This window comes from Pseudoalteromonas sp. c7(2019), assembly GCF_011378625.1.
Taxonomy (GTDB): domain Bacteria; phylum Pseudomonadota; class Gammaproteobacteria; order Enterobacterales; family Alteromonadaceae; genus Pseudoalteromonas; species Pseudoalteromonas arctica.
In genome coordinates this window covers 312,241-325,851 of the sequence record NZ_WTKS01000002.1, presented here as the reverse complement: position 1 = coordinate 325,851, position 13,611 = coordinate 312,241, and the positions used below count along the sequence as shown (strand labels likewise).

Sequence of the window (13,611 nt, the reverse complement as noted above, 5' to 3'; positions counted from 1 at the left end):
ATTTTTAAAGTGTTTAATTAGCTTCTAAAGCCATTTCTTCTAAAGATAACCTTAGTAAGTAGCTACACCATTCCCTTAAATTTAGCAGACTAACTTGGTAGTACTCTCTAGCGTTACTCATTGTATTGCTATCTAATAGTGGTACCGCACTGCCTGAATATGAATTATCGACAAACCTAGTTCCTTGGTGAAGGTATCTTGATCTTAAACCGTAATATGAATTAATTATTTTAACTAATGGGTCATTATTGCTATCTTTTCCCACATAACTTCTCACTCTATCTGAGATTGAATGTACTTGTTGACCACAACTATCACACTTTTTACTCTTCGAAGCTCCAATCAACGACGCAACTTCTAATGAAGACATATAAAGTATCATTGCATCTTCACTTGATGATGGATGAAGTTTAGCTGCATTAGAGAATCTTAAATCGCTCTGAAAGTCAGTATTCCCCTCATCACTTGCCTCCCCTATTCTCGGAGTTGGGGAATATGTATCTAAGGTAAATGAATCTAAAGATCTGCCTGATGAAAAATGAGCATAAGAATTCAAGAGTAATTGAATTTCATAAGAGTAAATATCATTACTCAGTATGTAATCAATAAGGAAACAGGTTTTTTCTGAGATTTGAACTAAGCCATCAGCTATTGGTTTAGCATCAATCCAACTTATATCTCTAGAGTATTTATTAATTTCAATACTTGAAAACGATGAATCATTGTCACTTTGAGTATCTCGAATAATCAAACAGTTTGTACTAACAGTTAAAATTTCAATAATCGTTTTAATTTTTTCTGCTGCTTTAGCTTCTGCATCTTTAGTATCATAACCATTAATATCAACTATCAATTTAATTGAGCTATTACCTGTTGGTTTTAAAACAAAACTTTTACCTGAGTATGCGGCAATAGAACCCCTAATAACTTCAAGAGAAGTACTAAATCTGAATTTAGAAATCAGTTTTTTATAATCTAAACTATTTTTAACTAGCTCTCTAATAACTTTTAGGTCGCTTATAATTTCATCACTTTCGATATAATCAGAGAACATGACCGCGACTAAATTTCCTTTTTGTTTATACCTGACCGAAACCTCGAAAGAACCTTTAGCTTTATAGTTCATACGTCCTAAAATTATTTGTTTAGAACCTAGCTTTTTATACGGAGAGTAATGCCAAGCACACTTACCAAAGTGATCTCTAATACTTGCCCATAAAGATCTCAAAAAATGATTACTTTCATTTTCATTATTTAATCCTTCAAGTAAGACTTCCAAATAGATATACCTATAGTTTAATTAAATTATGTTAATTGGAGTTAGTCCTTCACTGCTTCTTCTACCGTTTCCACATTTACAACTTGATTCAAGTTACCTTTAATAACCACCGTCGCTGATATTTTATCTTGAATAGCTTGTCTGTTTGGATCCCAATATATCTGTAAAAACCCCAATAACCCGGTGGCAAAGCCTGCACCGTAGCCGCCGTAGCGACCAAAACAGTCTAATAAACCTAATGGCTCGCCGCTTAAGGCAACCACACGAATATTACAAACCTTTTTACCCGGTGTTTGGCCGCGCCAAAGCAGCGAGAACAACGTAAAGTAAACAGCAGCCCAACCAAAACCTAAGCCCAAGTCTTGAATAATGCCTTTGCTCCACTGCAAAATACTATTTGTGGTTGTTTGTGCAGGTTTTTCTTCTATTAACTGCGCAGGCTTTATTTCGTTATTTTCACTGAGTACTAAAAGTTGTAAAAGTACGGTAGCAAGTTGTGGGTTTTGTAGGTCGTCCATTTCTGCTAATTTAGGTACTTGCCCTATTAAATTATCAAGCGCGTTTTGTTGGCAAGGTTGCTCACAGCTTTCATCAGCTGTTTGCGCTAAATAAGTATTTACCTGTTGTTTTTCTGTGGGAGTAAGCTGAATTTCATCTTGTATTTTTACGCCCTGAACAGCTAAAGCTTGATCAGCGTTTTCGTCTTCTAGGTAATCAATGCCAATTGAAAGCACAGTAAGTGCGCTTACAAATAAAATACTTGCTGCCGTTATTTTTAAGATTCTTCGCCACACATTCGACATTTTTGGAAGGTATTGCTGTGCCGTACCTTTATAAAAAGCCATTGCAGCAACAAATGCTATTAAAGCCGCGCTAAGCTTGGCCGCTAAAAATATCAGTGCAACATCAATTATAATAGCTAATGCACGCCGAATTGGCGTAGCTAAAGGTAAGCCCAGTAAAGCACTGTCAATTTTAAAGGCGTAGGGGGTAACAACTTCTCGGGTTTCAGAGTTTGATAATTCTAATTGTTCTATCTCTTTGGCTTTCATTTATTTTCTTGTTATTAAAATAGGTAACCCGGTTAACTTACGCGTTTTTTATTTTTTGCTCAAGATTAACTCTGCTTTATTTTTAAGAAAACCGACCCCACAAACACTAAAAGTTACAACCGTTTACAAATATAAAGTTAACATAATTTACAAAAGTAACTATTGAACATATATTGATGCTGAAACTGCTTTTACACTAAAAATTAAATATATGGAGTATATTTTGAAGTTATTAACTAACGTGTTTTTCTTGTTTTCGGTCCTTATTTTGAGTGGCTGTGCCCACCAAATAAGTTTAAATCCAGACACTGAAAAACTTCAGGTTACAGAAAATAAATCAGGATCGGTTGTAGGTTATTATATTTCTGAAGATGATATAAAAAAACAAGTAAAAACACCTGGCGGTGGTGGCGATAATGTTAGTTATAAACCTTATAAAGACACAGAAGCAGCGTTGTATACTGTGCTTTCTAATAAATTTGAAAACGTTTATAAGCTTGAATCATTAACTGACAGTACATTTTTAAAAGATAAAAAAATTGAGTATGTATTCATACCGACAATAACAACGCAATCTAGCTCAGATAGCTTATTCACATGGCCTCCTACAGAATTTACTTTCACACTAAACTGTAAAACTTTAAATAACAATGGCGATATAGCATGGAATAGTGAAGTTAAAGGTTTTGGCAAAGCTGAATTTGATGAGTTTAAAAATGATTTTTCTTTATCTGCAAAACGTGCAACAGAAGAAGCATTTAACAAACTAGTTGTAGAACTTGATCAATCAAATTTATAAATAAGGACAGAAATAAAATGAAGTATAAAAGTTCACTAGGTTTAATCGCGGCTTTATTTTTAAGTGCATGTACCATTCAAGTTCCACCTTATAGTGCAGATATCAGTAACGTTTCTAAACTAAAAGAAGAGTCTAATACACCAGTCTCAGTCGGAAAAATTGAATCTGAAAAAAAATTAAATAAGATATCACTTCGAGGCTCTCCTCTTGTTTCATCTGTAGGCAACAGCTATGGTGAATATATTGAGAGCGCTTTAATACAAGAATTAAAACTGGCTAAACTTTGGTCTGGTGTTGCTAAAAAGCAAGTGACTGGCAAGGTTATTGACCAAGATATTGATGTAACAGGGTTCTCAGAGGGGAATTCATTTATAAAAGTAAATTTTGTTGTTTCAGAGGATGATGCAATTTTATTTGAAAAAGTAATTTCAGCTGAACATGATTTCGACTCTTCATTTATTGGCGCAATTGCAATCCCAAATGGTCAACGAAGCTATGTAGAGCTTGTTCAAAAATTACTTAAGAACTTGTATTCTGACGAAGAGTTTATTACTGCAATTAAGTAAGTACTCTCAGTGTAATTAAAACAAATAAGGAGCTGTATGCTAAAGCTCCTTATTTATATATAAATTTAATTTGTAACTGGATAATCGGTATAGCCTTGCTCTGCACCACCAAACAAAGTGTCGGGGTTGTGGCTGTTAAGAGGCTTGCCTTGCTTTAAGCGTGCTGGTAAGTCTGGGTTTGATACAAACGGGCGACCAAAGCCAATCATGTCGGCCCAGCCTTCGCTAAGTGCGTTGTCTGCGCGCTCTTTGGTGTACTTGCCTGCGTAAATTAATACACCGCTGTAGGCTTTGCGAATAGCGTGTTTAAACTCAACACTCATTAAAGGTGCGTCATCCCAATCGGCTTCGGCTATATGCATGTAACCTACGCTGGCCTTATTTAATGCCTCAGAAACCGCTAAATAAGTTTCCTCAGGGTTTTCGTCTACAGTGCCATTAAGAGTTGTTAACGGGGCTAGTCTTACGCCTACTTTGCTGCTACCAATTTCGTCGCTAACAGCATTTACCACTTCAATTAAAAAGCGTATACGATTTTGCACGCTGCCACCATATTCATCGGTGCGAGCATTTGATTCTGAGTCTAAAAATTGGTTAATAAGGTAACCATTAGCAGCATGAAGCTCTATGCCATCAAATCCTGCATTAACTGCATTTTTAGCAGCTTGGCGAAATTCGCCTATTACATGCGTAATATCTTGTTTGCTCATTTCGCGTGGGAGTTGGGTGTCTACAAACCCCGGTGCGCCGTTTGTATCTACAAATACTTTTACGTCTTTTGCAGCAATGGCCGAGGCTGAAATAGGCTGCACGCCACCTGTGTTGTCACTATGAGTTACACGGCCAACATGCCAAAGCTGAGCAAACATCACGCCACCAGCGCTATGTACTGCGTTGGTTACTTTACTCCAACCTACAACTTGCTCATTTGAATAAATACCCGGAGTCCAAGCGTAACCTTTACCAAGTTCACTAATTTGTGTGCCTTCGCTTACAATTAGCCCAGCACTTGCGCGCTGTGCGTAATATGTTGCCATTAAGTCGTTAGCTATATCGCCAGGCTGTGTTGAACGCGAGCGAGTCATTGGGGGCATAACAATACGGTTTTTTAATGTTTTACCTGCAAGTTCTATTGGTTCAAAAAGTAATGTCATAATGCCTCCTAAGTTTGATTGCGCTCATAATAACGTAACCAAGCACATGCAAAAACAACAAAAGCTGCAAAATAGTTTTGTTGTATCTGCAATAAAGCTACAAAGTAAAACACATTAACTTTAGGTGAACTAAATGTATTTTATTGACTCTTAACAGCACTATTAAGTTGAGGGTTTGATGTGAATAAAGGGAATGCGTGGCCGTGGGTTATCTCGTTATGTATACATGGCGTGTTGCTGTACTTATTACTTTCACATAAATTACTTTCGCAAAAAATAAAGGTTGAAGAACCTCAAACAAAAAAAGACACCGTAATAAACGCTTATGTAATGGTTAACTTATCAACCCAACCTAAGTTAAGCACCGTTAACACCACCACTAACGCACCGATTGCTGAGCCTGCAAAGTTGGAGGTAAAAAAAGTACCTGAATCTATAAGCACTAATAAAACACCTACAACTCAAACACAAGTTACTAAAGCACCCAAACAACGTGACGAAAAACCAAAAACAACAACAGTAACAAAGTCCACTATTACAAATAAACCTCAACCCCCTGCCCACACCATTAATACCAACACGCAAACGTTTAAAAAACTTAACCCGTATGCGCCTATTTATGGCGCACCTATAAATAACTTAACGCATAAAAAAATGGTCACGTTTGGCGAAGCTGATAACTCAGATAGTACTGATGATGCAATAGCTGCCACCCCCACAATTAAATCACCGGTTAAATCACAAAAATCAGAAGTTATTAGCCAAAATACAATAGGCACACGACGATTAGAAAAATTTAACGGTAAATGCTATTTAATTGATACTTCAACCGTATTTGGTAGTAATGGCATGCCTCAAGGTAGCGCGCAGACCTGCCCTGGCGAGCAAACTGATGATGAAATATTATTTAATAAAATAATGGATAAGTGGGCTCGTAAAAATAATTAGTTTTAAATTAGTGAACAAATACATTATTAAAGCGTATTAGTTATAAGTACTCCACTTACTTAATGCCAATTAGGAAACACGTATGACAACAAAGCAACTATCATCACTTTTTGTATTTAATTTATTAGTTGTAAGTACACAAGCGAATGCAAATCAGCGCTGGTACGTTGTTAATGACTCAGTAATGGGCGGTGTATCTAATAGCCAATTCACTCAAACTCAAGAAAATTTGCTTTTTACAGGCAATGTTTCGCTTGATAATAACGGCGGTTTTGCATCAATACGTACAGAGCTAAATACACAAAGCCAAAATACTAAAGCTATAGCACTGCGCGTTAAAGGCGATGGAAAAACCTATCAGCTTAGGCTCAGAACTACCAATTACCTTGATGGCGCAGCGTACACCCACTCATTTAAAACAGTAAAAAATGAATGGGTAGATATAAACTTTGCTCCGAGTGATTTTACTTTAACGTATCGCGGCCGCGTGCTTGAGCAACAACCGATTATTGATTTTGATGACATAAAACAGCTAGGCTTTATGATTGCAGGCAAGCAAGAAGGTAAGTTTAAACTTGAAGTGGGTAAAATTGAGTTTAAAAGCTAACCCACCAGCATGTTGGTGGCGCTAAATAGTATAGTCGTCGCCCCGCCTCTTCATTTCACTAATAACCAGCTCAACCATTTGTTGTTTTATTGCTGCTTGCTCTGACTTTAACTCCCCTAATTGCAGCTCTAACATATCTATTTGATCTTGCTGTTGCGTGTTTTTATATTTTTTAGAGCCTAAGTGCTCTACATCTAAAGTTAAACTCGCATCACTTTTATTTAGCTCACTTGCAGAAGTGTTTATAGTTAAACTACGTTGTACGGGGCTTTGTTTAAGTTTATTAATTTGCTCTTGCAGCGCAATAACTCGCCCAGTGAAGTGCTTGTATACTTTTTCTAGGTTTTTATATTGATTGCCAAACGTTGCGTTATCTTCACTATATTCTTGCGCTTTGGTATCTAGAAACTTTGATAACACATATTTTGGCTCTTCCTCATTTTCTTCCTCGCTCTTTTCTTCACTCGCTTTTTCAACAGGTAGTTTATCTGATTGCGCTAAAGTTTGAGTATTTGAGCTGTGTACTTGGTATGGGATGGGAGTCAGTGAAATCTTCATTATTTTATCCCTAAAATAGCTTTGTCTCTTTTATAGGTATCGACCTCGTATTAAAATCCTTGAGTAAATTTTAATGTTAGCTAAAAGCAAAAAGCCCCACTTTATTAAAGTAGGGCTTATACCAATTTATTAAACTAACTCGTTGCTTACTTAGTGCTTTGGTTATCTTGTGAGAGCGCAATAAGTGCAAGCGCCGCATTTAGGCGAGTATTTAAATTATTATAAATAGTCATTCCAAACACACCAATAATACAAACTATTAAACCCATTTGTAGGTTAACGCTCATCTCTAGTAAAAAAACAGCTGCAACTAGTAAGCATAGCGCTAATGCATAAATAATAGATTGAAAGGTAAAGTTAATATCACCTTTGGCTATTTTAAGTAATTCGTCTTTATTCATAATTTACTTCCTTGTTATTTAATCACTAAGACTCAATTGCCAGTAACTCTACTTCAAAAATAAGTACTGAGGCAGGAGGAATACCCCCTACCCGTTTTTCGCCGTACGCTAATTGGTGCGGTACATATAGCGTGTATTTATCGCCGGGGCTCATAAGTTGTAAGCCCTCAGTCCAACCTTTAATAACTTGGTGCAAACCAAAGCTAATAGGTGTTTTACGCTCTACTGAACTGTCAAACACAGTGCCGTCGATTAGTGTGCCGTGGTAATGCACGTTAACCATACTTTTTGGGGTTGGTGTGTTTTCGTTTTCGCTTTTATGGATTACTTTATACTGCAAGCCAGAAGTCGTTTCTACTACACCTTCTACCTTTGCGTTAGCGGCTAAATAGTCTGCACCTATTTGTGCATTTATGCCTGCTTGTTGTTTTGCTTTTTTACTATTTTGAAATATTAAAAAACAAAAAATGGCGATAACTACCGCCAAAATTATATTAATCATCATTAACCTTTTTCGTTGTCTAGCTCTTCGTCTTTTTCGTCATCATCGCCGTTTACTATGTCGGCAATCTCTTTGAGGCGAGCAAGTGCAATACCGTTTACTGAGTTTTCTGGATACTGGTCATCAATAATATCGCCAGCTTCTATATCCATTAACAAGTTAAGCGCTTGGTCTACGGTTTCAACTGCGTAAATATTGAATTTACCCGCTTCAACCGCATTAAGTATTTCGTCATCAAGCACTAAGTTAACTTGGTTTGATTTAGGAATGATAACGCCTTGCGAACCTGTTAAACCACGCATTTTACACAGTTTAAAAAAGCCTTCTATTTTTTCGTTTACACCACCAATGGCTTGTACATCACCATGTTGGTTTATAGAGCCTGTAAGCGCAATTGATTGGCTAATAGGTAGGCTTGTAATAGACGAAATAAGCGCACACAACTCTGCTAAAGATGCGCTATCGCCATCTATGTAACCATAGCTTTGCTCAATGGCAATATTAGCGCTAAGCGTTAAGCTAAAGTGCTGCGCATATTTATTACCTAAATAACCGGTAAGCAACATTACACCTTTTGAGTGAATTGCTTTACCAAGCTCAGCTTCGCGTTCAACATCTATTACGCCATCGGCGCCAGCATAAACAGTTGCCGTAATACGCGCAGGGGTACCAAATGAGGTATCGCCAATGTGTAATACGGTTAAGCCATTTACTTTACCAATGGCTTGGCCGTCGGTTGCAATAAGTGTGTGACCTTCTTTTATATCACTGAGCATATTTTCGCTAATTTGGCCGGTACGGTATTGCTTGCCTCCAATGGCTTCGTCAATATGGTGCGCGTCAATAACGGCTAATTTGTCTTGTTTAGCGTAGTAACTGGCTTCTGCAATAAGTTCAAGTACATCAGCAAAACGCGCTGATAATTTATTTTGATGCTCAGCTTGGCGGTAACTAAATTTAAGTAAACGCACCATAGCAGCCTGCGTTGCAGTGCACTTTAATGTTTGCTCGCAATACTCGGTTACTTTAGTAATAAACTGGTATTGCAATTTATCGCTACTTGGCAAGTAGTAATCAAAGTCGGCTAATACTCTAAATAGCTCTGCAAATTCTTCATCGTATTCACCTATGGTGTAGTACAACTCGCGCGAACCTAATAAAATAATTTTAACATCAAGCGGTATAAGCTGCGGGCGAAGTGTAAAGCTAGTCCCTACTGTGCTGTCTTGATACGGTAAGTCGTTTTTAATTTGATGTGTTTTTAACGCGAGTTTTAAACCATCCCACACCTGTGGGTTTGCCATGATTTTTTCAGCGTCCATAATTAAATAGCCGCCATTAGCACGATGCAATGCACCAGCCTGAATTGAGCGATAACAGGTAATTAAAGAGCCTTGAGAAGTTGAATACTCAATTTTGCCAAATATATTGCCAAACGTTGGGTTGGGCTCGTACACAACCGGTGCTGCGTCGTCCTCTTTAAACTCAACTAAAATGTTAGGTGCAAAAAAGTCGGTAAGCATGCCTTTGCGATCAAAGTCTTCTTTGCTTTCTTCACTTTCATCTTCGTCATCTAGCCATTCAAGTACCGCGTCTATAATTTCAACGCGTATATCTTTTAAATAGCGCAGTACACCAATATGCGTGGCATATTTATGTTCTAAGTCTTTTAAAAGTGGTTTAGTGGCTTGCTCTGCAGTCGATTTTTTAAGGTTGCGTTGTTTTTCTTTTGATTCGCGTTTCCAACGTGGCAGCTCTATTAACGCTTCTATTAATGCATCTTCTAGCTTTTCAATTTTTTCAAAAAACTCTTCACGTAACGTTTCTTCAAGTTCGCCAAATTCGCTGTCGCTTAATTGTTTACCATCTACAAGTGGTGCAAACCCTACTGAATTTTTTTCTTCAACTAATGCAACGCTTTGCTCAAACGCCGCAATTTCTACTGCGGTAATAGCACTGTCGTAGGCATCGTTAAATTCACGATCGATTGATTTTTTCTTACGCTGATACGCTGGGTTATCAAATGCCGCAGGAAAGGTGTCGAGTACTTCATCTAAAAATGAATCTATATCGTCACTAAGTTGCTTGCTTTGGCCTGGTTGCATAAACAGCGCAATAGGTTCTCTGTGGTCATCGTAATTGTTTACGTATAACCATTCGTTTGGCGTTGAGCGGTCTTTTGCGTGTTGTTTAAGTTTATCTTTAACAAGCGTAAAGCGCCCGTGAGCGGCCTCGCCCATTACATAAACGTTGTAACCCGGCAGTTCCATCCCTAATGAAAAATCTAAAGCACTTTGGGCGCGTTGTTGGCCTATAAACGTAAGTTGCTCTGGGTATGGATTGTTCATACACGTGTTTACGTGATTAGTAGAAATACTCGGTGCGAGCTTTGAAACAGATAGTGGCAGCAATTTTTTCGTCATTCTAACTTCTTTTTTTACCAGCATATTCGCTGGCCTTTGGGCGTATTAAGTGGCCCGCAGCCACTTAATACTTATATTTAAGGGTGCAGTGCCTTACGACTAAAATAGATTCCATCACATTCAATACACGGTGTAATTTGTGTAGCGTGATAAACATCGTAACTATGGGTGCAATTCTTACATACTAATGTGCCCATGGCTATCCATTCGCCTGCGTGATACACACCATTGTGCTTAAAATCTTGGCTAAGAGATTGCCACTCAAGTTGAGTTTTATCTTCTATGTGCGAAAGTTCAAACCAAAGAGACTCTTTAAGCTCTTGCCATGCAAGCGAATTATAGTGTGATTCGTTCTCTACTATATGTTCAATATCATTCTTTAAATAACTTTTGTAGAGCTCATATCTTTCTTGACTTAAATCTTTAAGCGCCTGCTCAGATTCAACAAACCCAGAAACCACATCTTTTAAACCATGCTCTTTCACATCTTTTATCCAATGGGTAAAACTGCTAAGCCATGTTTTGTAATCAGTCATTTTTTACTCCTTCAAAATTGCTGTTAAATCAGTCTGTAACTTATGTCTTTAGCTAACCACACTATAAAAAGGCAGGTTAACCTGCACTGAAAGTTACAATTTAATAAAAGCATGTTTTTGACGCTGTGAATAGTGTTTTATTTGGGGTATCCTAACGGCAATTTTTTATTAGTTTGCAAGAAGTCTGGAACCATAGATGCAAGAGCAATATAACCCGCAAGATATAGAGTCAAAAGTACAAAGCTACTGGGAAGAAAACCAGGTATTTAAAGTCACTGAAGATGAGAGCAAAGAAAAGTATTACTGCCTTTCTATGTTCCCTTATCCAAGTGGTCGACTGCATATGGGTCATGTGCGTAACTACACCATTGGTGATGTTGTTTCTCGTTTCCAGCGCCTGCAAGGCAAAAACGTAATGCAACCTATGGGTTGGGATGCGTTTGGTTTACCTGCAGAAAACGCTGCTATTAAAAACAAAACAGCACCAGCTAAGTGGACATACGAAAATATTGATTACATGCGTACCCAACTTAAGCAATTAGGTTTTGGTTATGACTGGGATCGCGAAATTGCGACGTGTCATCCAGAATACTACAAGTGGGAGCAGTGGTTTTTCACTAAGCTTTACGAAAAAGGCCTAGTGTATAAAAAAATGTCGACAGTTAACTGGGATCCAGTGGATCAAACTGTACTCGCTAACGAGCAAGTTATTGACGGTCGCGGTTGGCGTTCAGGCGCTGTGGTTGAGCAAAAAGAAATTCCACAGTGGTTTATTAAAATTACCGACTACGCACAAGAGCTACTTGACGATTTAGACAAGTTAGAAGATTGGCCAGAGCAAGTTAAAACAATGCAGCGCAACTGGATTGGCCGCTCTGAAGGGTGTGATATTGAATTTAAACGCACCGATAACGACGAAACATTTAGCGTATACACAACTCGTCCAGATACCTTTATGGGTGTTACGTATGTTGCTGTTGCTGGTGGTCACCCTATTGCGCAAGAAGCCGCTAAAAATAGCGACGCTATTGCAATGTTTGTTGAAGAATGCAAAAACACCAAAGTTGCCGAAGCAGACATGGCAACAATGGAGAAAAAAGGCATCGCAACAGGCTTTTACGCCACTCACCCATTAACGGGCGAGCAAGTACCAATTTGGGTTGCTAACTTTGTATTAATGCATTATGGCTCAGGCGCTGTAATGGCAGTACCTGCACACGATCAACGCGACTTTGAGTTTGCAACAGCGTACGGCCTAGATATAAAACAAGTCATTGCGCCTGCTGAAGGTTCAGATCTTGAAGTAAACCTAAAAGAATCAGCATTTACCGATAAAGGCGTACTTGTAAATTCGGGTGAATTTAACGGCCTTGATTTTGAAGCTGGTTTTAAAGCGATTGCCGATAAATTAGAAGCACTCGGTGTTGGTGAGCGTAAAGTAAACTTCCGCCTGCGTGACTGGGGTGTGAGCCGTCAGCGCTATTGGGGTTCTCCAATTCCAATGCTTAGCGATGAAGACGGTAAAGAACTTGCCGCAACAGAAGATATGCTACCAGTTCGCTTACCAGAAGATGTGGTAATGAACGGTGTAACTTCACCACTTAAAGCAGACCCAGAGTGGGCTAAAACAACAGTAAATGGCGCACCTGCGTTTCACGAAACTGATACGTTTGACACCTTTATGGAATCGTCTTGGTACTACGCACGCTACTGTAGCCCACGCTACGACGAAGGCATGCTAGATCCAGCGGCTGCTAACTACTGGTTACCAGTAAACCAATACATTGGTGGTATTGAGCATGCAATTTTACATTTATTGTACTCGCGCTTTTTCCATAAATTATTACGTGACTTTGGTTTAGTTAATTCAGACGAGCCGTTTGACCGCTTACTTTGTCAAGGTATGGTACTTGCTGAAACATTTTATCGTAAAGATGAAAAAGGCGGCGACATTTGGATTTCGCCAACTGATGTTAATACCGAAACCGACGAAAAAGGCCGCGTTACTAAAGCATGGCATAAGGAAGACGGCGAGCCGGTATTCTCATCAGGCATGAGCAAAATGTCTAAGTCTAAAAACAATGGTATAGACCCACAACATGTAATTGCCCAGTATGGTGCAGATACAGTGCGTTTATTCATGATGTTTACTGCACCACCAGAGCAAACGCTTGAATGGTCAGACTCAGGCGTTGAAGGCGCACATCGTTTCTTAAAACGTGTATGGAAATACGCGGTAGACGTTAAAACAGTAGGTTACCAAGCACTTGATAAATCAGCGCTAACTAACCCGCAAAAAGTACTACGTCGCGACTTACACAAAGCAATTGCTAAAGTGACTGATGATGTTGAACGCCGTCAAACCTTTAACACCGCTATTGCAGCCATTATGGAGCTTTCTAATAAGTTATTAAAAGCACCACTGAGTGACAAACAAGATGTAGCGATTGCTAACGAAGCACTTGAAGCATTAGTTATTATGCTTGCACCTATTACTCCGCATTTATCGCATGAGCTTTGGAAAGAGCTTGGTAAAAAAGGTGAGATTTTAGATGCTGCATGGCCAAAAGTTGACGAGTCTGCACTTGTTGAAGATGAAAAACTAATCATCGTACAAGTAAACGGCAAGCTTCGCGCTAAGTTAACAGTGGCAGCTGATGCAACTCAAGAGCAAGTAGAAGCCCTTGCATTTGCAGAATCTAACGTAACTAAATTTACTGATGGCTCAACCATTCGTAAAATCATTTACGTACCAGGCAAGCTACTTAACGTGGTAGCTAACTAAT

The 13,611-nt window shown here is 38.6% G+C and carries 13 protein-coding genes; 5 read left to right on the top strand and 8 right to left on the bottom strand.

Translation table 11 applies throughout. The features are described from left to right. Positions 1-13: 13 nt before the first annotated feature. Both GQR38_RS03350 and GQR38_RS03345 read right to left on the bottom strand, forming a co-directional pair. On the bottom strand, positions 14-1,279 hold the full coding sequence (locus GQR38_RS03350; protein WP_165721399.1) for a hypothetical protein: 1,266 nt from the start codon (positions 1,277-1,279) through the stop codon (positions 14-16). 41 nt (positions 1,280-1,320) lie between these two features. Next, positions 1,321-2,331, bottom strand: coding sequence for an RDD family protein (locus GQR38_RS03345; protein WP_165721398.1), 1,011 nt, complete (start codon positions 2,329-2,331; stop codon positions 1,321-1,323). Positions 2,332-2,554: 223 nt separating this feature from the next. On the opposite strand from GQR38_RS03345, the gene GQR38_RS03340 reads away from it, so the two are divergent. Beyond that, a complete protein-coding gene (locus GQR38_RS03340) occupies positions 2,555-3,130 on the top strand; it encodes a hypothetical protein (RefSeq protein WP_165721397.1) in 576 nt (191 codons plus the stop codon). A gap of 17 nt (positions 3,131-3,147) precedes the next feature. Beyond that, positions 3,148-3,696, top strand: coding sequence for a hypothetical protein (locus GQR38_RS03335; RefSeq protein ID WP_024591118.1), 549 nt, complete (start codon positions 3,148-3,150; stop codon positions 3,694-3,696). A gap of 65 nt (positions 3,697-3,761) precedes the next feature. On the opposite strand, the gene GQR38_RS03330 is transcribed toward GQR38_RS03335, so the two are convergent. Then, positions 3,762-4,850, bottom strand: a complete 1,089-nt coding sequence (locus GQR38_RS03330) for an alkene reductase (protein WP_165721396.1) — start codon at positions 4,848-4,850, stop codon at positions 3,762-3,764. A gap of 180 nt (positions 4,851-5,030) precedes the next feature. Between GQR38_RS03330 and GQR38_RS03325 the strand changes: the two genes are divergently transcribed. Beyond that, the gene (locus tag GQR38_RS03325; protein ID WP_165721395.1) at positions 5,031-5,798 is read left to right on the top strand and encodes a hypothetical protein; all 768 of its coding nucleotides are present in this window, start codon (positions 5,031-5,033) and stop codon (positions 5,796-5,798) included. A gap of 82 nt (positions 5,799-5,880) precedes the next feature. After that, complete coding sequence (locus tag GQR38_RS03320; protein ID WP_165721394.1) at positions 5,881-6,405, top strand: CIA30 family protein; 525 nt, start codon at positions 5,881-5,883, stop codon at positions 6,403-6,405. A gap of 21 nt (positions 6,406-6,426) precedes the next feature. Here the strand turns inward: GQR38_RS03320 and GQR38_RS03315 are convergent, their stop codons facing one another. The 5 genes from GQR38_RS03315 to GQR38_RS03295 all read right to left on the bottom strand — a co-directional run bounded on the left by GQR38_RS03315 (position 6,427) and on the right by GQR38_RS03295 (position 10,825). Further along, positions 6,427-6,963 (bottom strand): hypothetical protein, encoded by a 537-nt coding sequence (locus tag GQR38_RS03315; protein WP_165721393.1) that lies wholly within the window; start codon positions 6,961-6,963, stop codon positions 6,427-6,429. 146 nt (positions 6,964-7,109) lie between these two features. Beyond that, entirely contained in the window at positions 7,110-7,364 is a 255-nt protein-coding gene (locus GQR38_RS03310; RefSeq protein ID WP_002958531.1) for a hypothetical protein, read from the bottom strand. Between the two features lie 25 nt (positions 7,365-7,389). Next, positions 7,390-7,866 carry an FKBP-type peptidyl-prolyl cis-trans isomerase gene (locus GQR38_RS03305; protein ID WP_165721441.1) on the bottom strand — a complete coding sequence of 159 codons (477 nt, stop codon included), beginning with the start codon at positions 7,864-7,866 and terminating at the stop codon, positions 7,390-7,392. A 2-nt stretch (positions 7,867-7,868) separates the two neighbouring features. Further along, a complete protein-coding gene (locus GQR38_RS03300) occupies positions 7,869-10,289 on the bottom strand; it encodes an AAA family ATPase (protein WP_240917386.1) in 2,421 nt (806 codons plus the stop codon). A gap of 77 nt (positions 10,290-10,366) precedes the next feature. Next, a complete protein-coding gene (locus GQR38_RS03295; protein WP_007585575.1) occupies positions 10,367-10,825 on the bottom strand; it encodes a zinc ribbon-containing protein in 459 nt (152 codons plus the stop codon). A gap of 196 nt (positions 10,826-11,021) precedes the next feature. Between GQR38_RS03295 and leuS the strand changes: the two genes are divergently transcribed. After that, a complete protein-coding gene (leuS, locus tag GQR38_RS03290; protein ID WP_165721391.1) occupies positions 11,022-13,610 on the top strand; it encodes a leucine--tRNA ligase in 2,589 nt (862 codons plus the stop codon). The last annotated feature ends 1 nt before the right edge of the window (position 13,611 follow it).

Bases quoted from the DNA above. Each gene is read 5' to 3' on its own strand.
- GQR38_RS03345 (WP_165721398.1), bottom strand. From the start codon at position 2,331: ATGAAAGCCAAAGAGATAGAACAATTAGAATTATCAAACTCTGAAACC.
- GQR38_RS03335 (WP_024591118.1), top strand. From the start codon at position 3,148: ATGAAGTATAAAAGTTCACTAGGTTTAATCGCGGCTTTATTTTTAAGT.
- GQR38_RS03330 (WP_165721396.1), bottom strand. From the start codon at position 4,850: ATGACATTACTTTTTGAACCAATAGAACTTGCAGGTAAAACATTAAAA.
- GQR38_RS03320 (WP_165721394.1), top strand. From the start codon at position 5,881: ATGACAACAAAGCAACTATCATCACTTTTTGTATTTAATTTATTAGTT.
- GQR38_RS03315 (WP_165721393.1), bottom strand. From the start codon at position 6,963: ATGAAGATTTCACTGACTCCCATCCCATACCAAGTACACAGCTCAAAT.
- GQR38_RS03310 (WP_002958531.1), bottom strand. From the start codon at position 7,364: ATGAATAAAGACGAATTACTTAAAATAGCCAAAGGTGATATTAACTTT.
- GQR38_RS03305 (WP_165721441.1), bottom strand. From the start codon at position 7,866: ATGATTAATATAATTTTGGCGGTAGTTATCGCCATTTTTTGTTTTTTA.
- GQR38_RS03300 (WP_240917386.1), bottom strand. From the start codon at position 10,289: ATGACGAAAAAATTGCTGCCACTATCTGTTTCAAAGCTCGCACCGAGT.
- GQR38_RS03295 (WP_007585575.1), bottom strand. From the start codon at position 10,825: ATGACTGATTACAAAACATGGCTTAGCAGTTTTACCCATTGGATAAAA.
- leuS (WP_165721391.1), top strand. From the start codon at position 11,022: ATGCAAGAGCAATATAACCCGCAAGATATAGAGTCAAAAGTACAAAGC.